The following is a 19,019-nucleotide window of genomic DNA, read 5'->3' on the forward strand; positions in this document are numbered from 1 at the left end:
GCACCGCCACCGCCGTCGTCAGCAGGACCAGTCCTTGTCGAGGTCCAGGCCGCCCTCGCGGCGCTGCGTGAACGAGAACCAGTTCCCGGAGTCGTCGCGGAAGAGCGCCTCGATGCCGTAGGGGCGCTCCTGCGGCTCCTGGAGGAACTCGACGCCGCGCGCCTTCAGCTTCTCGTAGTCCCCGTGGACGTCGTCGGTGACCAGGACGCCGGCGCCGAGGACGCCCTTGGCGACCAGCTTCTTCATGGCCTCGGCCGACTCGGCGTCCAGGGAAGGCGGGCCCGGCACCATGAGCGTCAGCTCCACATCGGGCTGGTCCTTGGCGCCGACCGTGAGCCAGCGCATGCCGCCGTCGCCCATCGTCATGTCCGTACGGACTTCGAGGCCCAGCTTCTCGGTGTAGAACGCCTTGGCCCGGTCCTGGTCGAGGACCCAGACGGTGGAGATGGCGAGTCCCTTGATCATGGTCTGCTCCCAACAGCCGTCACGGCGTCATGGCGTCACATCTTCTGGTTCATACGTCGATGCTGGCACGCGGCACTGACAATGGCTCGTCCGCGGGCTTCTGCTCGGCGGGGCCCGAGCCCCGCAGCGGGGTCTCCTTCACGAAGAGCGAGGCGAGCAGCGCGGCGACGCCGACGGCCGCGCCGAGCAGGAACGCCGAGTGCGTGCCGGAGGACACCGCGAACTTGTACGCGTCGCTCACCTGTTCCGGCAGCTTCGCGAGGCTCGCCGCATCGAGCTGCGCCGACTTCTCGGTCACCTTGCCGCCCAGTTCACCGGCGCGCTCGGCCATCACGTCCTGGACGCGATGATTGAAGAGCGCGCCCATGATCGCGACGCCGAAGGAGGAGCCGAGCGTACGGAAGAGCGTGGCCGAGGAGGAGGCGACGCCCATGTCCTTCAGCTCGACGCTGTTCTGGGCGACCAGCATGGTGACCTGCATCAGGAAGCCCATGCCCGCGCCGAGCACCGCCATGTAGAGGCCCGAGGTGAGCCGCGAGGTCCCGGTGTCCATCTGGGCCAGTAGCAAGAACCCCACGACCATCAGTACGGTGCCGACGATCGGGAACGCCTTGTACTTGCCGGTGGCGGTCATGGACCGGCCGGCGAACAGGGAGACGACCATCATCGAGAGCAGCAGCGGAAGCAGCAGCAGCCCGGAATTGGTGGCCGAGGCGCCCTGTACCGACTGCTGGTAGAGCGGCAGGAAGAGCATCGCGCCGAACATCACGAAGCCGGTGATGAAGCCGATCACGGCCATCAGGGAGAAGTTGCGGCTGCGGAAGATGTGCAGCGGCATGATCGGCTCGGCGGCCCTCTTCTGTACGAAGAGGAAGCCCACGAGCGAGGCCACGCCGATCGCGATCAGCTCCATGATCACGGACGAGGTCCAGGCGTACTCCGTGCCGCCCCAGGTGGTGACGAGCACCAGCGCGCTGATGCCGACGGTGAGCAGGGCCGCGCCGAGGTAGTCGATGCGCCCCTCGGCCTTCTTCTTGGGCAGGTGCAGGACGGCGGTGACCATGGCGAGAGCCACGGCACCCAGCGGCAGGTTGATGTAGAAGGCCCAGCGCCAGCCGAGGTGGTCGGTGATGGTGCCGCCGACGAGCGGGCCGCCGATCATCGCGACGGCCATGACGCCGGTCATCATGCCCATGTACTTGCCGCGCTCCCGCGGCGGGATCAGGTCGCCGATGATCGCCATGACACCGACCATCAGGCCGCCCGCGCCGAGCCCCTGGATCGCGCGGAAGCCGATCAGCTGCCCCATGTCCTGTGCCATGCCGCTCAGCACAGAGCCCACGAGGAAGATCACTATGGCGGTGAGGAAGGAGCCCTTGCGCCCGTACATGTCGCCGACCTTGCCCCAGATCGGGGTGGAGGCGGCGGTGGCCAGGGTGTATCCGGTGACGACCCACGACAGGTGCTCAAGGCCGCCGAGGTCGCCGACGATCGTCGGCATCGCGGGGCTCACGATCATGTTGTCGAGCATCGCGAGCAGCATCGTGATCATCAGCGCCATCAGCACGACGCGCACACTGCGCGGCTGCTGATCCGCTTTGTCCGGTTTCTGCTCGGCTACCGCCGTGGTCTTGTCCGCCATGTTCCCCACTCCCCGCGCCCGGGCGCCTTACTTGCCGCCCGGCTAGTTGACTACACTGAGGGAAGGTAGACCCCCAACTAGCCGGGCGTCAAGTAAGTTAATGGAGCCGAGGAGCACCCCGATGGGCACGGGCACAGGCAAGCAGCAGCGCCGCGGGAACACCCGCCAGCGCATCCAGGACGTGGCCCTCGAACTCTTCGCCGAACAGGGGTACGAGAAGACGTCGCTGCGTGAGATCGCCGAGCGCCTCGACGTCACGAAGGCGGCGCTCTACTACCACTTCAAGACCAAGGAAGACATTCTCACCAGCATCTTCGACGACAGCACCAGGCCCATCGACGAGCTGATCGCCTGGGGTCACGAGCAGCCGCAGCCGCCGTCCCTCGACGCCCGCAAGCAGGTCCTGAGCCGCTACAGCGAGATCCTGGTCGGCGCGGCGCCGCTCTTCCGCTTCATGCAGGAGAACCAGGCCACGGTGCGGGACCTGAAGATCGGCGAGAGCTTCAAGGACCGCATGCTCGGGCTCTACGACATCCTCAAGGACCCGGGCGCGCCGATGACCGACCAGGTGCGGTGCTTCAGTGCCCTGTTCACCATGCACGGCGGGATGTTCGTCCTCAAAGACATCGATGGCGACCCCGAGGAGAAGCGGAAGGCCATCCTCGAAGTCGCCATCGATCTGGTCACGCAGGCGCACTCGGGCGACTGAGTCGCGGCGCGCGCCGGTACGGGATCGAGCCCCGCGGTCTAGAGCTTCACGCCCACCGAGCGCAGGAAGGCGGCGGGGTCGACGGCCGTGCCGTAGTTGGGCGTCGTACGGATCTCGAAGTGCAGGTGGGGCCCGCTGGAGTTGCCCGTGTTGCCGGAGAGGGCGACCCGCTGGCCGGTGGTGACGTTCTGGCCCACCCGGACGTCGACCTTCGAGAGGTGCGCGTACTGCGAGTACGTGCCGTTGCTGTGCTTGATCACGAGGGCGTTGCCGTACGCGGGGCCGTCACCGGCGCCGTTCGGGCCCGCCTTGACGACCGTACCGCCGTGCACGGCGGCGACCGGCGTGCCGACCGAGACGGCGAAGTCCTGACCGGAGTGCTTGTGGGACCACATGCTGCCGCCGAGGCCGAAGCTCGCGGAGAGCGTGTAGCGCTCGACCGGGTGGACCCAGCCGACGGCCTTCGCGGCGGCCTTCTTGATGCCCGCGGCCTTCTTGGCCGCGTCCTGCTGCGCCTTCTCGGCGGCCTTGGCCTGGGCGGCGGCCTGTGCCTGAACGGAGTTCACGGCGACGGCGGGCAGGACACCGCCGCTCTTGGCGCTGTCCGCAGCGACCGAGACCCCGGCCCCGAACAGCGTCGACGCTCCGATGCCCGCGGCGATGACGGCCGCCCGCGTACGGAGCATGGACGGGCGGGGCTGGTGGTTCTCGGTGCGCTTCGGCATGGGGACGTCCTTCGCAGTTTGGGACTGAACTGAGGGGGGCGTGAGGAGACCCGGCGGGGCGGGTGCGGGTGAGGTCCCGCGGAGCACGCTTCGCCGGGTCGGCCATCCCTTGGTAACCCGCGCTCCGACCAACCCCCAAAACGCCCATCTACTACCCAAAGCCGTAGCCGGGCGTCGGCATTTCGCCCTCTTGACACCATCAAATCCGGACAATTACCCCGCGCTCTCGCCATGGAATCCGAGGCCGATCCGATGGTTTAGCCCCACGTCGGACCGCCCCCGGACGCCCGCTCCCCACGGGCCCGCACCCCTGACCCCCCGACGCGGCGAAGGTCCCGGAGGTTGCGGGACCAAAGTCCCTCACCCTTCGGACCCCCGGCCCACTATTCCGCCTAGTAACGGACAAAACCCCTGTGCGCCATGTCACCGGACCCGAAGATCCACCCCGCGGGCGATGTGACGCCCACTACGCTCACGCCCATGGATCCCGCGGTCATCGGCACCCGTCTGGCGTCGAGCGCCATAGCCCCGCTGATCAAGAAACTGTTCGTCCGGGAGGGCCCGGGGGCGGGCCTCGTGGAGCGGCCCGTGCGGGTCTCCCGGCTCGTCTCCTTCCGGGGCGAGAAGCGGACCCTGTACGGCGCGGACGTGCGCCGTATCGCCGAGCGGCTGGTGTCCCGGTCCCTGGCCTCGCCCGGTGAGCGGCCCTTCCCGCCCGACGAGACCGCCGCGGTCACCGACGCCCTGGCCCGCACACTCCTCGCCCTCGGCGACCTCGGCATGGACGACGTCCAGGCGGTCCGCCTCGGCCCCCGGAAACTGGCCCGCACGCTCCTCCACAACGCCTCCGCCACCGGGCACCCCGTCACCGCCGAACTCTCCGCGGACGCGTCCTTCTACCTCGACTCCGTCACCGAGTGGGCCTGCCTGCACATCCTTCAGTTCTTCACGCAGCGCTCCACGTTCGTGGCGGCGACGCTGGTCGCACAGAGCCGGGACCAGGACGAACTCATCGGCAAGGTGGACGAGCTGATCGCCCGCAGCCCCCTCCCCGGCGCGCGGGACGCGGCCTTCGAGGAGCGCTACCTCGCGTACGTCGCGAAGAAGCACGGCAAGCTGACGATCTTCGGCATCGACCTGACCGACACCCCGGGGAAATGGCCCCTGGACGTCGCCTACATGTCCCTGGAGGCCACGGCCCTCTCCAGCACGGACGCGGAGGCCGCACTGCGCCCCGGCGACGACTGGGTGGCCACCCTGAAGGAACTGACCGCCGCCCGCCCCGCCGACCAGGCCCTCACCACCCACGACCGAGTCCTCCTGCGCGGCGAGGCGGGCTCCGGCAAGACCACACTCGTGCAGTGGCTCGCGGTGAGCACCACCCGCCAGGAACTCGCCGAGGGCCCCATGGCCTACCTCGACGACCGCGTCCCGTACGTCCTCCCGCTGCGCACCCTGACCCGCCACGGCGAGCGCCTGCCCGCCCCCGCGGACTTCCTCGCGGCGGTCGGCTGCCCGCTCGCCGGCACCCAGCCCGAGGGCTGGGAGGGGCGCGTATTGACGGCGGGCCGCGCCCTGGTCCTGATCGACGGCATCGACGAGATCCCGGACGCCGAACGCGCCGCCACGCGCGCGTGGCTCACCGATCTCATCGACGCCTTCCCCGGCAACCGCTGGCTGGTCACCTCGCGCCCCTCGGCGGTGCGCACGGACTGGCTCGCCGACGAGGGCTTCGCGGAGCTGACGCTCTCCGCCATGGGCGAGAGGGAGGTGGCCGCGTTCATCGAGCGCTGGCACGCCGCGGCGGCCACGGGCGCACCCGACGAGGACGCGGCCCTCGCCGCGTACGAGAGTCAGCTCCTGGCGGCGGTCAGAGCCAAGCCGGACCTGGGGCTCCTGGCCACCAACCCCCTGATGTGCGGCCTGATCTGCGCCCTGCACCGCGACCGCAGAGGCTTCCTGCCCCTGGGCCGCAAGGACCTCTACACGGCCGCCCTCTCCATGCTCCTGGTCCGCAGGGACCGCGAACGCCACATGGCCGTACCGGAGTTGCGCGAGGAGCCGCAGCTCCAGCTGCTCCAGCGCCTCGCGTACTGGCTGATCCGCAACGGCCGCACCGTCCTCGACCGTTCACGGGCCGAGGCGATCATCGCGGACGCGCTGCCGTCCGTACCGGAGCTGTCCGCGCTCGGCGACGCGCACGCCGTCTACACCCACTTCCTGCACCGCAGCGGCCTGCTGCGCGAACCGGGCCCCGACACCGTCGAATTCGTCCACCGCACCTTCCAGGACTTCCTGGGCGCACGCGCGGCGGTCGACGAGGGCGACTTCGGTTTCCTCGCCCGGCACGCGGCGGACGACCAGTGGGAGGACGTCATCCGCATGGCGGTGGCGCAGGCGAGGCCGCGGGAGCGGACCGAACTCCTGCGTGACGTGATGGCGTACGGAGACACACACCCCGACCCGCGCGCCCGGAAGCGCATGCACCTCCTGGCCGCCGCCTGCCTCGAACACGCGGCGGAACTGGCCCCGGCGGTACGGGAGGAGGTGGAGCGCCGGACGGCCGGGCTCATCCCGCCGCGCGACGCCGAGGACGCCCGCGCCCTCGCGCAGGTCGGCCCCATGGTGCTCGACCTGCTCCCTGGCCCCGACGGCCTGAGCGACGAAGAGGCCCGCCTGGTGGCGATCACCGCGACCCACGTACGGTCCGACGCGGCGATCCCGTTCCTGGCCCGCTTCGCCCGGCACCCCAGCATCATGGTCGGCAGCCAGCTGATGTGGGGGTGGCACCGCTACGACTGCCGCGCGTACGCGGAAGAGGTCATCGCCCACCTCGACACCACCGCCCTCCACTTCACGCTCCGCGACGACGAACAGATCGCGGAGCTGGAGCGGCTGGGGCTGTTCCCCAAGCGGCTGGACATGCGGGTCGGCGTCTCCCCCGAGGTCGCCTCCCGCTTCCTGGCCGCCTGCGAGCCGACCTTCCTGCTGCTCGCCTACTCCCCGGCCCACCTCACGCCCGAGGCCCTGGCGGCCCTGCGCGGCCTGGACGGGCTCAACCTCTTCAGCGTCAGCGACACCGCAGAGCCCTGGAGCCTGACGCTGTTCCCCGCCGAGGCCCCGCTGATGTTCCTCGGGCTCGCGGGGTCCCGTTCCTCCGTGCGGGACCTGGAGCTGCTGCCCCGCTGGCCGCTCCTCGCGCGCATCACCTTCCAGGAGGACGGCCCGGACTCGGCTGCCGACTGGGAGACGCTCGCCCGCCTGCCCCGTCTCACGCGGCTGCACTGCGGCTCCCACAGCCTCCCGCACGCGCCCGAGGGGCTGAGCCTGCCGGGCCTCACCGAACTCCAGCTCTCCCCCGACGGCCACTGGGAGGCAGCGATGGCCCGCATCGGCACCCTGATGCCGGGACTGCGACACCTCTACGTGGAGAACCGCACCGGTGTGGGAGCGGCCGAGGCGAGGCAACGGCTGGACGTCTCCGCCCTGCCCGACCACATCGACGTGCGGGTGTACGGGCCGTCCAAATTCTGAGTGCGCCCCCCGTACGAAAAAGGGGCTGCCCCGGACCGTACGAAACGGTCCGGGGCAGCCCCTCTAAGCGCACCCTGAAAGGGCTACGCCTCCTTGCTCAGGTTCGGGCCCGCGCCGCCACCGGCGGCCGACTCGATCGGCGGCACGTCGGGCAGCGCCGCCTTCTCCTCGCCGCGGAAGGTGAAGGTCTTGGTCTCGCCCTCGCCCTCCGTGTCGACGACCACGATGTGGCCGGGGCGCAGCTCGCCGAAGAGGATCTTCTCGGAAAGGGTGTCCTCGACCTCGCGCTGGATCGTGCGCCGCAGCGGACGCGCGCCGAGCACCGGGTCGTAACCCTTCTTCGCGAGCAGTTCCTTCGCGGACTGGGAGAGTTCGAGACCCATGTCCCGGTCCTTGAGGCGCTCGTCCACCTTGGTGATCATCAGGTCGACGATCTGGAGGATGTCGTCCTGGCTGAGCTGCGGGAAGACGACGACGTCATCCACGCGGTTCAGGAACTCCGGGCGGAAGTGCTGCTTCAGCTCGTCGCTGACCTTGTTCTTCATCCGCTCGTAGTTGGACTTCGTGTCGCCCTGGGCCGCGAAGCCGAGGTTGAAGCCCTTCGAGATGTCACGGGTTCCAAGGTTGGTCGTCATGATGATGACCGTGTTCTTGAAGTCCACGACACGACCCTGGGAGTCGGTCAGACGACCGTCCTCCAGAATCTGGAGGAGCGAGTTGAAGATGTCCGGGTGGGCCTTCTCGACCTCGTCGAAAAGGACGACGGAGAACGGCTTGCGGCGGACCTTCTCGGTCAGCTGGCCGCCCTCTTCGTAACCCACGTAACCGGGAGGCGAACCGAAGAGACGCGAAACCGTGTGCTTCTCGCTGAACTCCGACATGTCGAGGGAGATCAGCGCGTCCTCGTCACCGAAGAGGAATTCGGCGAGCGCCTTGGACAGCTCGGTCTTACCGACACCGGACGGACCGGCGAAGATGAACGAGCCACCGGGACGCTTCGGGTCCTTGAGCCCCGCACGCGTACGCCGGATCGCCTTCGAGAGCGCCTTGACGGCGTCCTTCTGGCCGATGACGCGCTTGTGCAGCTCGTCCTCCATGCGCAGCAGGCGGGAGGACTCCTCCTCCGTGAGCTTGAAGACCGGAATGCCGGTGGCCGTGGCCAGGACCTCGGCGATCAGCTCGCCGTCGACCTCGGCGACGACGTCCATGTCGCCGGCCTTCCACTCCTTCTCGCGCTTCGCCTTCGCGGCCAGGAGCTGCTTCTCCTTGTCGCGCAGGGAGGCGGCCTTCTCGAAGTCCTGCGAGTCGATCGCGGACTCCTTGTCCCGGCGCACGCCCGCGATCTTCTCGTCGAACTCGCGGAGGTCCGGCGGCGCGGTCATCCGGCGGATGCGCATCCGGGAACCGGCCTCGTCGATCAGGTCGATCGCCTTGTCCGGCAGGAAGCGGTCCGAGATGTACCGGTCGGCCAGGGTGGCGGCCTGCACCAGCGCCTCGTCGGTGATCGAGACGCGGTGGTGCGCCTCGTACCGGTCGCGCAGACCCTTGAGGATCTCGATGGTGTGCGGCAGCGACGGCTCGGCGACCTGGATGGGCTGGAAGCGGCGCTCCAGCGCGGCGTCCTTCTCCAGGTGCTTGCGGTACTCGTCGAGCGTGGTGGCACCGATGGTCTGGAGCTCACCGCGGGCCAGCATCGGCTTCAGGATCGAAGCGGCGTCGATGGCGCCCTCGGCGGCACCCGCACCGACCAGCGTGTGCAGCTCGTCGATGAACAGGATGATGTCGCCGCGGGTGCGGATCTCCTTGAGGACCTTCTTCAGGCGCTCCTCGAAGTCACCGCGGTAGCGGGAGCCGGCGACCAGCGCGCCGAGGTCCAGGGTGTAGAGGTGCTTGTCCTTGAGGGTCTCGGGCACCTCGCCCTTGACGATGGCCTGGGCGAGGCCCTCGACGACGGCGGTCTTGCCGACGCCGGGCTCACCGATGAGCACCGGGTTGTTCTTCGTACGGCGGGACAGGACCTGCATGACCCGCTCGATCTCCTTCTCGCGCCCGATGACCGGGTCGAGCTTGGACTCACGAGCGGCCTGGGTCAGATTCCGGCCGAACTGGTCGAGCACCAGGGACGTGGAGGGCGTGCCCTCGGCAGGACCGCCGGCGGTGGCGGTCTCCTTGCCCTGGTAACCGGAGAGCAGCTGGATGACCTGCTGCCGCACCCGGTTGAGATCGGCGCCCAGCTTGACCAGGACCTGGGCGGCGACGCCCTCGCCCTCGCGGATCAGGCCGAGCAGGATGTGCTCCGTGCCGATGTAGTTGTGGCCCAGCTGAAGGGCCTCGCGGAGCGACAGCTCCAGGACCTTCTTGGCACGGGGGGTGAAGGGGATGTGCCCGGACGGGGCCTGCTGGCCCTGGCCGATGATCTCCTCCACCTGCTGGCGGACCGCCTCGAGCGAAATCCCGAGGCTCTCCAGGGCCTTAGCGGCGACACCCTCGCCCTCGTGGATCAAGCCCAGGAGGATGTGCTCGGTGCCGATGTAGTTGTGGTTGAGCATCCGGGCTTCTTCCTGAGCCAGGACGACAACCCGCCGCGCGCGGTCGGTGAACCTCTCGAACATCGTTAATCGCTCCTCAGAGCGGTCAGGCAGTAAGGGGTCGGTCCCCTCCCTGTCCTTCCGCAGCTTAGTCCCGCAAGCGGGGACCGCTCATTCCAACTGCCGACACCCGGCCCCCTTCCCAGGGGAAGTCCTGACCTCGAACGCCGACAACTGCTCCAACCCGATGGTGCGAGACGATGTTCCCGCAGGCCAGGCAGTTACCCCCACCATCACTACGCCGATGGCGAACGTGAGACGCCCAGAACCGCGTGTCGCCCCTCCCCACTAGGGATGTCTTACCCGCAAGGACTCTCACTCCATGCGGCGCGCGCCGGTTCCCTCCGCTACGGGCGAACACTCTTGCACCGCCGAACACGCCCTTGCGCACTTTTTCCGGCCACCGTACGCATCCGAGTCGAGACGCTGCGTAACCCGGAGGGCCTTCCGGCTGTTGCTGGAACATGGCCCCCACAGTTCCTCAGCCCCGCACGCCGGTCGAGCAGAGCGACCCGGTGCGGCAGTGGTACGAGAACGAGCTGGGCTGGGCGACCTCCCCCGGCCCCGGCCCGGTGCATCTGCTGACGGGGCTGCGCTTCGACGTCCTCGAACTTCCCGCGGAAGCGGGCTTCGCGGCGCTGCGCCACCTCGGGCCCAAGGCGCCGGTGGCGCTGCGCGGGGAAACGATGCGGCTGCTGGTGGGCGCGGGGAGCGCGGACGAGCTGCCGGGGCTGCTCGACTGGCTGGAGTGGGGGGACATCCCCCTCGGCCTCACCGCCGTCGGGGCGGGCGGACGGATCGACGCGCCCACGCCTCCGGGGTGGTCCGGCTCGCGGGGGGCCGCCGTCTGGCTGCGACCCCCGGAGCCCGGGTGCGAGGTGGAGCCGACGCTGCCGGCGCTCGTGTCCCTGCCCACGGTGGGGGGTGGCGGGACCGCGCACCACAGCGACCCCGCCGCGGGCTCCGATCTCGTACGGCTCGTGGACACGGCGGCCACACAGTGCCACCGGGTCAGGCTGCGGCGCCGCAGCCGTCAGCCGTTGGCCTTCTCGTAGGCCTCGCGAATCGACGCCGGAACGCGGCCGCGGTCGTTGACCTCGAAGCCGTTCTCCTTCGCCCAGGCACGGATCGCGGCGGTGTCCTGACCACCGCTCGTCGCCGCCGCGCGCGCCTTGCCGCGGCCGCTCGAACCACGGCCGCCGGTGCGCCGGCCGGCCTTGACGAAGTCTTCCAGGGCGCCACGGAGCTTGTCCGCGTTGGCCGTGGTGAGGTCGATCTCGTAGGACTTGCCGTCCAACGCGAACGTCACGGTCTCGTCCGCCTCGCCGCCGTCGAGGTCATCGACAAGAAGGACCTGAACCTTCTGTGCCACTGGATTTCCTTTCATCGATAACTTCGAGGCCGGCCCCGGCGGCGTACGCCACCGATTCACCGGCCCCTGTTATATGCAGTACTGCGTACGTCGGAAAGCAAACCGCCTTTGCCGGAAAAACACAAACCCCTGGGAGAGACCGGGGCCTCCGAGAAGCCTGGAAACGTGCGCGTTTCGGACATAGGGCACCGGGGCAGCACGCTGCCCGGAATACCACAGAGGCGATCACAGATGCAGAAGCATCCGACTGTTGCCCAAGGTGTTCGGTTTCACTCGTTCGAGGCCGAGGAACTCCGCGACGCCCTCGTCATAGGAACGCAGCAGCTCGCTGTAGACATCTCCGTCGACCGGAGTCTCGCCGATCTCCACGAAGCCGTGCTTCGCGAAGAAGTCGACTTCGAAGGTCAGACAGAAAACCTTCCGCACACCGAGCCAGCGGGCGGTCTGGAGCAACTTCCCGAGCAGCTGATGCCCCACCCCGGCACCCTTGACCTTCGGATTCACCGCGAGGGTGCGTACTTCCGCGAGGTCTTCCCACATCACGTGCAGGGCCCCGCAGCCCACCAACTCGGCGTTGTCGTCCCGTTCCGCCACCCAGAACTCCTGGATGTCCTCGTAAAGCGTCACGGTCGCTTTGTCCAGGAGGATGCGCTCGCGGACGTACGAGTCGAGGAGCCCCCGCACGGCCGGTACATCGGAGGTGCGCGCCCTGCGGACGGAGACCGCTTTTGCGCTGAGTTCGCTGAGTTCGGGGACCTCTGCTGCCATGAGCGGACGCTATCGCTCTGCGCCGCGCTCCGCGGAGCCGGGGTTCTCCGGGCCTTGGACGATACGCATGGCGTCGTTCAGCGCTTCCCGCTGTTCCTCCGACATCATGCCGAAGAAGGCGACGAGCGCGGCGGCCGGGTTGTCGCTCTGCGACCAGGCTTCGTTCATCAGTGCGGCAGCGTAGGCGGCGCGAGTGGAGACCGCCTCATATCGATAGGCGCGACCTTCCGCTTCGCGGCGCACCCAGCCCTTCTGATGGAGATTGTCCAAAACGGTCATCACGGTGGTGTAGGCGATGGACCGTTCCTGCTGAAGGTCTTCCAGGACTTCTCGAACGGTCACGGGGCGGTTCCACTTCCACACCCGTGTCATGACGGAGTCTTCGAGTTCTCCCAATGGACGAGGCACAGTTGAACAATAGTGGGAGACGTCACTATTGGTGTGATGCGTGAGCGACGTGGCGTACGCCTAATTACGCGACATTGCACAACAAAAAGGGCGCACGACGCCGCGGGCAGCGAGTCGTACGCCCTGGGGGGCGGGCGGCGCGAGACTCAGGCGCCGCCGGCCTTCGGGGCCTGGCGGACGGCTTCGGCCCGGGTGATCGCGGCGTCCACGGCCGCGTCCTCCTTGGCCTTGTTGGCACCGCCCTGGGTCTTCACGATCGTCACGATGAGACCGCCGAAGAACACGGCCATCACTACGGGGGGCACGAGCGCGGAAACGTAGTCCATGCCCCCAGAGTAGCTAGCCCGCGACGAGCTGGTGCGGGGGGTCCGCGGGGACGGGGGCGGGAGCGGGAGCGGGGGGTGCGGGCTCCTGGGGGGCGGGAGGCGTGGGGCGTTTGGGCGGGAAGACCTCGGCCGGGGTGGGGACCGGGCGGGGCGGTTCCTGCCCGGCGGCGTCCAGGCCGCCCGGCAGGGCGAGCAGGCGGGTGCGGGGCGCGGGCATGCGGGCGCGTCCCGGCGCGGGGACGGCGCGGCCCGCGAGACGGGCCCGGACGGACCGCTCGGCGAGGGTGCGGCAGCGGTCGAGCAGGGCGGCCGCGGCGGGGTTGCCGCGCAGGGCGCGCAGGGCCGCGAGGTCGTCGGGGCCGGGTTGGTAGCCGGTGCTGAGTACGTCTTCCAGGAGGGCGAGGTAGCCGGAGGCGGTGCCGGGCAGGGCGCCTCGGTAGCGGGCGAGGTCGGCCACCAGGAAGGCGCGGAGCCGGGCACCCTCGCGCGCCGCCTCGTCCAGCGACTCGGCGAGGCGGAGACAGTCCTGGAGGTCCTCGTCGCGGGCGGGGCTGCGGACGGGGCTGGGATGCAGGGCCAGGGCCAGGGCGCGACGGAGCACACGCAGCTCCTCCGCGCTGAAGGCCATGCCGCCGCGGGATCCGTAGGGCGTGGGCATAGGGTGACGATACGCGCTTAACGGACAAAATCGGGTTATCTGCGGGTTCTGGCGGGGCGCCTTGGCTGGCCGGGGCGCCTTCAGGGGGGTGGCGCGTCCCGCCGCCTGCCACGTGCGTGCCGCTGACCGCTCCGCGGGGGAGTTCCCCACCCACCCGCTCCCCCACCCGCGTGGTGCGGGGCCCGGACGCCCCTACGGCACGCCGCTCGATGCGGCGGGACGGGAGGTGGGTGGGGAGCATCCGGCGCGGAGCGCAGGGACTGGGTCGCCGCGGCGGTGGGGAAGGGGCGAGACCCCCGTCCGCGGGGCTGGGGCTCAGGCCCGGGACACGTTCCGTTCGTAGACCAGGCGGAGGCCGATGAGGGTGAGCCACGGCTCGTGTTCGTCGATGACCGCGGCCTCGCCGAGGACCATCGGCGCGAGCCCGCCCGTCGCGATCACCGTTACGTCCTCGGGGTCGCCGCCCGCGCCCACCAGCTCGCGCGCCATGCGGTTCACTACGCCGTCGACCTGGCCCGCGAAGCCGTACAGGATGCCCGCCTGCATGGCCTCTACGGTGTTCTTGCCGATGACGCTGCGCGGGCGCGCGAGTTCGATCTTGCGGAGCTGTGCGCCTCGTACTCCGAGGGCCTCCACGGAGATCTCGATACCGGGGGCGATGACCCCGCCCGCGTACTCCCCGCGCGCGGAGACCGCGTCGAACGTCGTGGCCGTGCCGAAGTCGACGACGATCGCCGGGCCGCCGTACAGCTCGACCGCCGCGACCGCGTTGATGATGCGGTCGGCGCCGACCTCCTTGGGGTTGTCCATGAGGATCGGGACGCCCGTCTTGATGCCGGGTTCCACGAGGACGGCCGGCACGTCTCCGTAGTAGCGGCGCGTCACCTCGCGCAGCTCGTGCAGGACCGAGGGGACCGTGGAGCAGATCGCGATGCCGTCGATGCCGTCACCCAGCTCCTCGCCGAGCAGCGGATGCATGCCCATCAGGCCGTTGAGCAGGACGGCCAGTTCGTCCGCGGTGCGGCGGGCGTCGGTGGAGATGCGCCAGTGCTCGACGATGTCCTCGCCGTCGAAGAGGCCGAGGACGGTGTGGGTGTTTCCTACGTCGATCGTCAGCAGCATCAGTCACGCACCGCTTCCCGCAGATCGAGGCCGATGTCGAGGATCGGGGAGGAGTGGGTCAGGGCGCCGACCGCGAGGTAGTCGACGCCCGTGGTGGCGTACGCGCGGGCGTTCTCCAGGGTGAGGCGGCCCGAGGACTCCAGGAACGCGCGGCCGCCGACGATGGCCACGGCCTCCGCGGTCTCGCCCGGCGTGAAGTTGTCCAGGAGGATCAGGTCGGCGCCCGCGTCCACGACCTCGCGCAGCTGGTGGAGCGTGTCGACCTCGACCTCGATCGGCACGTCCGGGAACCGCTCGCGCACGGCCTTGAAGGCCTGCGCCACGCCGCCCGCGGCGACCACGTGGTTGTCCTTGACGAGTGCCGCGTCGGAGAGGGACATGCGGTGGTTGACGCCGCCGCCCATGCGCACGGCGTACTTCTCCAGGGCGCGGTAGCCGGGCGTGGTCTTGCGGGTGTCGCGGACCTTCGCCTTCGTGCCGTCCAGTACGTCCGCCCACGCGCGCGTGGCGGTCGCGATGCCGGAGAGGCGGCACAGGATGTTCAGGGCGCTGCGCTCGGCGGTGAGCAGGTCGCGGGTGCGGGTGGTGACGCTCAGCAGCGTGTCGCCCGCCTCGACGCGGTCACCGTCCTCCACATGCCGCTCGACCTCGAACTCCTCTTCGCATACGACGGACATGACGGCCTCGGCGACGCGCAGCCCGGCGACGGTGCCCGCCTCGCGGGCGGTGAAGTCGGCGGTGGCGACGGCGTCCTCGGGGATGGTGGCGACCGTGGTGACGTCCACGCCGCCCGCCAGGTCCTCCTCGATGGCCATGTGGGCGATGTCCTCGATCTGGAGGGGGTCGAGGCCCGCCTCCGCGAGGAGCCGCGCGAGAGCGGGGTCGAGGCCGCACTCCAGGGGGTCGAACGCGTCGTCCCCGCCGCAGCCGCAGGCATCGCCGCAGCCGCCGCCGGTCGGCGCGAGGGGGAGGTCGTCGGGGGTGCTCACGGTCACTGCTCCTGGGGACTGGGGCGGGTCGGGGGGAAGTCGGGGGTCGCGGTGGTGTGCGCGGCGAGGGTCCTGTCCGGATTCAGGCGTACGACGATGTGGCGCCGCCAGGCCTCGTCGTCGCGGTCGGCGTGGTCCTCGCGCCAGTGGCAGCCGCGGGTCTCCTCGCGGCGCTGGGCGGCGGCCACCAGGACGCGGGCGACGCACAGGAGGTTGGTGGTCTCCCAGGTGTCGACGCCCGGCTCGGCGGTCTTGCCGTCCTCGGCGAGCGCGCCCGCGGCCTCGGCGTGGATGCGGGCCAGCCGGGCCGCGGCCTCCGTGAGGGACGCGGCGGAGCGGAGCACGCCGGCGCCCTCGGTCATGACGCGCTGGATGGCGAAGCGGGCCTCGGGCGGGAGCAGCGGGTGGGTCGGGATCTCCGGCTGCGCGACGGGGTGCGGCACGCGCGCGTGGAGGGCGTTCTCCGCGTGGCGGGAGGCGATGTCGGCGGCGATGCGCTCGGCGTAGACCAGGCCTTCCAGCAGGGAGTTGGAGGCGAGGCGGTTGGCGCCGTGCACGCCGGTGCAGGCGACCTCTCCGCAGGCGTACAGGCCCGGGACGGTGGTGCGGCCGTGCGGGTCGGTGCGGACGCCTCCGGAGGCGTAGTGCGCGGCCGGGGCGACGGGGATGGGCTCGGTGACCGGGTCGATGCCGTGGGCGCGGCAGGCGGCGAGGATCGTGGGGAAGCGCTTCTCCCACATCTCGGCGCCGAAGTGCCGGGCGTCCAGGTACATGTGTTCGGCGCCCTGTTCCTGCATGCGGCGCATGATGCCCTTGGCGACGATGTCGCGGGGCGCCAGCTCGGCCAGTTCGTGCTGTCCGGCCATGAAGCGCACGCCGTCGGCGTCCACGAGGTGCGCGCCCTCGCCCCGCACCGCCTCGGAGACCAGCGGCTGCTGGCCCTCGGCGTCGGCGCCGAGGAAGAGCACGGTGGGGTGGAACTGCACGAATTCGAGGTCGGAGACCTCGGCGCCCGCGCGCAGGGCGAGCGCGACGCCGTCGCCCGTGGACACGGACGGGTTGGTGGTCGCGGAGAAGACCTGGCCCATGCCGCCGGTGGCGAGGACCACCGCGGGGGCGTGGACGGCGCCCACGCCGTCGTGCTGGCCCTCTCCCATGACGTGCAGGGACACACCGGCGGTGCGGCCGTCGGCATCCGTGAGGAGGTCGAGCACCAAGGCGTTCTCGACGGTCGGTACGCCTCGCGCGCGGACCGCTTCGACGAGGGCGCGGGAGATCTCCGCGCCGGTCGCGTCACCGCCCGCGTGCGCGATGCGGCGGCGGTGGTGGCCGCCCTCGCGGGTCAGCTCGATGGTGCCCTTGGGCCCGGTGTCGAAGGTGGCGCCGGTCTCGATGAGGCGGCGTACGGCGTCGGGGCCCTCGGTGACGAGGATGCGTACGGCCTCCTCGTCGCACAGGCCGGCGCCCGCCACGAGCGTGTCGTCCTGGTGCTGTTCGGGGGTGTCGCCCTCGCCGAGCGCCGCGGCGATGCCGCCCTGGGCCCAGCGTGTGGAGCCGTCGTCCAGGCGGGCCTTGGTCACCACGACCGTCTTCAGGCCGGCGGCCGAGCAGCGCAGCGCCGCGGTCAGTCCGGCCACCCCGGAGCCGACGACGACGACGTCGGCGTCCAGGGACCAGCCCGGTGCGGGGGCGTGCAGCCGTATTCCGGTGGCACTCATACGGCGGCTCCGAAGGTCAGCGGGAGGTTGTCGATCAGCCGGGTCGAGCCGACCTTGGCGGCCACGGCGAGGACGGCGTCTCCGGTGTGGCCGGGGCGGACCTCGGTGAAGTCGGCGGGGTCCACCAGCGCCACGTAGTCCAGCTCCAGCGGGGGGCTCAGGCGCGCGGCCTCGTCGAGGACCTGCCGGGCCGCCGCGACGACGGCGGCGGGACCGCCGGGCGTGGAGGGCGCCGCGGAGTGCGCCACGGCGTGGGCGTCGGCGGCCGCGCGGGACTCGCCGATGGCGTTGAGGGCGTCGGCACGCGCGCGGGTGGCGGGGGCGCTCGCGGCACGCGCGCGCAGCGCCTCCTGTGCGGCATGCCGGTCGCGGCCCGCGAAGAGCGCCCGGGAGAGGCAGAGCGCGGTGCGCCGCTCGTCCGGTGAGAGGTAACGGTTGCGGCTGGAGAGGGCCAGGCCGTCGTCCTCGCGCACGGTGGGGACGCCGACGATCTCCACGTCGAAGTTCAGATCGCGGGTCATGCGGCGGATCAGGGCGAGCTGCTGGGCGTCCTTCTGCCCGAACAGCGCCACGTCGGGCCGGGTGAGGTGCAGCAGTTTGGCGACGACGGTGAGCATGCCGTCGAAGTGTCCGGGGCGCGTGGCTCCTTCGAGGACCGTGCCCATGGGCCCGGCGCTCACCCGGACCTGGGGCTCGCCGCCGGGGTAGACCTCGTCGACACCGGGGGCGAACACGACGTTTGCGCCCGCCTGCTCGGCGATCTTGATGTCGGCGTCGAGGGTGCGGGGGTAGCGGTCCAGGTCCTCGCCCGCCCCGAACTGGAGGGGGTTCACGAAGACGGTGACGACGACCTCGCCCTCAGGGCCCGCGATGCGGCGGGCCGCACGGATCAGCGAGGCGTGGCCGTCGTGCAGGGCGCCCATGGTCATGACGACGGCTCGGCGGCCCGCACGCGCGCGCGTGCGCAGGGAGTCGGCGGTGTGCAGGAGGGCGGTGGTCATCGACTGCCTCCTTCGGCTCCGCCGGTCCCGCCGGCGCCATTGGCGAGTACGCCGAGGAGGTCCTCGGCCAGTTCCGGCTTGAGCAGTCCGTGGGCGAGGGCGCGGTCGGCGGTGGCGCGGGCCATCGCGAGATAGCCGGCGACGGTCTGCGGGGCGTGCTTGCGCAACTCGGCGACGTGGGCGGCGACCGTCCCGGCGTCTCCGCGCGCGACGGGGCCGGTGAGGGCGGCGTCGCCGGAACGCAGGGCGTTGTCCAGGGCGGCGCCGAGCAGGGGGCCGAGCATCCGGTCGGGGGCCTCCACGCCCGCGTCGCGCAGCAGCTCCATCGACTCGGCGACCAGCGTGACCAGGTGGTTCGCGCCGAGGGCGAGCGCCGCGTGGTACAGCGGGCGGTTCTCCTCGGCGATCCACTCGGGCTCGCCGCCCATCTCGATGACCAGCGCCTCGGCGGCGAGCCGCAGCTCCTCGGGCGCGGTCACCCCGAAGGAGCACCCGGCAAGGCGCTGCACGTCGACGGGGGTGCCGGTGAACGTCATGGCGGGGTGCAGCGCGAGCGGCAGGGCGCCGGCCCGCAGGGCGGGTTCGAGGACCTTGGTGCCGTACCGCCCGGAGGTGTGGACGAGCAGCTGGCCCGGGCGCACCGCGCCGGTCTCGGCGAGGCCCTCGACCAGGCCGGGCAGGGCGTCGTCGGGCACGGTCAGGAGCACCAGATCGGCCCGTTCGAGCACCTCGGCGGGGGGTACGAGGGGGACGTCAGGCAGCATGGCGGCGGCGCGGCGCACAGAGGTGTCGGACACCCCGGAGGCGGCCACCGGGCGGTGCCCGGCGAGCTGGAGCGCCGCGGCGAGCGCGGGGCCGACGCGGCCCGCTCCCACGACTCCCACCGTGAGCCTCGCGGGGCGCTCCCGCGGGTCCGGCTGATGCGATGCGTTCACGCGATGACGCCTTCCGTTCCAGTCCGCTCGGGGTACCGGACGATTTCTCGTCATGCTAA

17 protein-coding genes are annotated in these 19,019 nt (G+C 70.9%); 3 read left to right on the top strand and 14 right to left on the bottom strand.

Annotated elements, in window-relative coordinates:
* Positions 1-18: 18 nt before the first annotated feature.
* Both IG54_RS0119660 and IG54_RS0119665 read right to left on the bottom strand, forming a co-directional pair.
* Positions 19-465 (bottom strand): VOC family protein, encoded by a 447-nt coding sequence (locus IG54_RS0119660; RefSeq protein ID WP_030785649.1) that lies wholly within the window; start codon positions 463-465, stop codon positions 19-21.
* A 49-nt stretch (positions 466-514) separates the two neighbouring features.
* Positions 515-2,107 carry an MDR family MFS transporter gene (locus IG54_RS0119665; protein ID WP_030785652.1) on the bottom strand — a complete coding sequence of 531 codons (1,593 nt, stop codon included), beginning with the start codon at positions 2,105-2,107 and terminating at the stop codon, positions 515-517.
* A 121-nt stretch (positions 2,108-2,228) separates the two neighbouring features.
* On the opposite strand from IG54_RS0119665, the gene IG54_RS0119670 reads away from it, so the two are divergent.
* Positions 2,229-2,816 (top strand): TetR/AcrR family transcriptional regulator, encoded by a 588-nt coding sequence (locus IG54_RS0119670; protein WP_030785655.1) that lies wholly within the window; start codon positions 2,229-2,231, stop codon positions 2,814-2,816.
* A 38-nt stretch (positions 2,817-2,854) separates the two neighbouring features.
* Here the strand turns inward: IG54_RS0119670 and IG54_RS0119675 are convergent, their stop codons facing one another.
* The gene (locus IG54_RS0119675; protein ID WP_030785658.1) at positions 2,855-3,541 is read right to left on the bottom strand and encodes a M23 family metallopeptidase; all 687 of its coding nucleotides are present in this window, start codon (positions 3,539-3,541) and stop codon (positions 2,855-2,857) included.
* A gap of 480 nt (positions 3,542-4,021) precedes the next feature.
* On the opposite strand from IG54_RS0119675, the gene IG54_RS0119680 reads away from it, so the two are divergent.
* A complete protein-coding gene (locus IG54_RS0119680; protein ID WP_078594290.1) occupies positions 4,022-7,075 on the top strand; it encodes an NACHT domain-containing protein in 3,054 nt (1,017 codons plus the stop codon).
* Positions 7,076-7,158: 83 nt separating this feature from the next.
* On the opposite strand, the gene IG54_RS0119685 is transcribed toward IG54_RS0119680, so the two are convergent.
* Entirely contained in the window at positions 7,159-9,687 is a 2,529-nt protein-coding gene (locus IG54_RS0119685; protein ID WP_030785664.1) for an ATP-dependent Clp protease ATP-binding subunit, read from the bottom strand.
* Between the two features lie 440 nt (positions 9,688-10,127).
* On the opposite strand from IG54_RS0119685, the gene IG54_RS0119690 reads away from it, so the two are divergent.
* Positions 10,128-10,718, top strand: a complete 591-nt coding sequence (locus IG54_RS0119690) for an SCO3374 family protein (protein WP_030785667.1) — start codon at positions 10,128-10,130, stop codon at positions 10,716-10,718.
* Here IG54_RS0119690 and IG54_RS0119695 read toward each other — a convergent pair.
* From IG54_RS0119695 to IG54_RS0119740, 10 genes are all read right to left on the bottom strand, one after another.
* Complete coding sequence (locus tag IG54_RS0119695; protein ID WP_030785670.1) at positions 10,697-11,035, bottom strand: histone-like nucleoid-structuring protein Lsr2; 339 nt, start codon at positions 11,033-11,035, stop codon at positions 10,697-10,699. The genes IG54_RS0119690 and IG54_RS0119695 overlap by 22 nt on opposite strands.
* A gap of 225 nt (positions 11,036-11,260) precedes the next feature.
* Entirely contained in the window at positions 11,261-11,803 is a 543-nt protein-coding gene (locus IG54_RS0119700; protein ID WP_030785673.1) for an amino-acid N-acetyltransferase, read from the bottom strand.
* A gap of 9 nt (positions 11,804-11,812) precedes the next feature.
* Positions 11,813-12,199 (bottom strand): BlaI/MecI/CopY family transcriptional regulator, encoded by a 387-nt coding sequence (locus IG54_RS0119705; protein ID WP_078594286.1) that lies wholly within the window; start codon positions 12,197-12,199, stop codon positions 11,813-11,815.
* Between the two features lie 158 nt (positions 12,200-12,357).
* A complete protein-coding gene (locus IG54_RS0119710) occupies positions 12,358-12,537 on the bottom strand; it encodes a hypothetical protein (protein ID WP_030785679.1) in 180 nt (59 codons plus the stop codon).
* A gap of 13 nt (positions 12,538-12,550) precedes the next feature.
* Positions 12,551-13,165: a hypothetical protein gene (locus IG54_RS0119715; protein ID WP_037897469.1), complete on the bottom strand. Its 615-nt coding sequence runs from the start codon at positions 13,163-13,165 to the stop codon at positions 12,551-12,553.
* 345 nt (positions 13,166-13,510) lie between these two features.
* On the bottom strand, positions 13,511-14,317 hold the full coding sequence (locus IG54_RS0119720; protein ID WP_030785685.1) for a type III pantothenate kinase: 807 nt from the start codon (positions 14,315-14,317) through the stop codon (positions 13,511-13,513).
* Positions 14,317-15,306, bottom strand: coding sequence for a carboxylating nicotinate-nucleotide diphosphorylase (nadC, locus tag IG54_RS0119725; RefSeq protein WP_030785688.1), 990 nt, complete (start codon positions 15,304-15,306; stop codon positions 14,317-14,319). The genes IG54_RS0119720 and nadC overlap by 1 nt, the downstream gene beginning before the upstream one ends.
* 2 nt (positions 15,307-15,308) lie before the next feature.
* Positions 15,309-17,024: an L-aspartate oxidase gene (locus tag IG54_RS0119730; protein WP_030785691.1), complete on the bottom strand. Its 1,716-nt coding sequence runs from the start codon at positions 17,022-17,024 to the stop codon at positions 15,309-15,311.
* Complete coding sequence (gene panC / locus IG54_RS0119735) at positions 17,021-18,025, bottom strand: pantoate--beta-alanine ligase (RefSeq protein ID WP_030785696.1); 1,005 nt, start codon at positions 18,023-18,025, stop codon at positions 17,021-17,023. The genes IG54_RS0119730 and panC overlap by 4 nt, the downstream gene beginning before the upstream one ends.
* Positions 18,022-18,960, bottom strand: coding sequence for a Rossmann-like and DUF2520 domain-containing protein (locus tag IG54_RS0119740; protein WP_030785699.1), 939 nt, complete (start codon positions 18,958-18,960; stop codon positions 18,022-18,024). Before IG54_RS0119740 ends, panC begins: the two co-directional genes overlap by 4 nt.
* Positions 18,961-19,019: the final 59 nt, after the last annotated feature.

It is taken from the genome of Streptomyces sp. NRRL S-920, from assembly GCF_000717945.1.
Lineage (GTDB): Bacteria > Actinomycetota > Actinomycetes > Streptomycetales > Streptomycetaceae > Streptomyces > Streptomyces alboniger.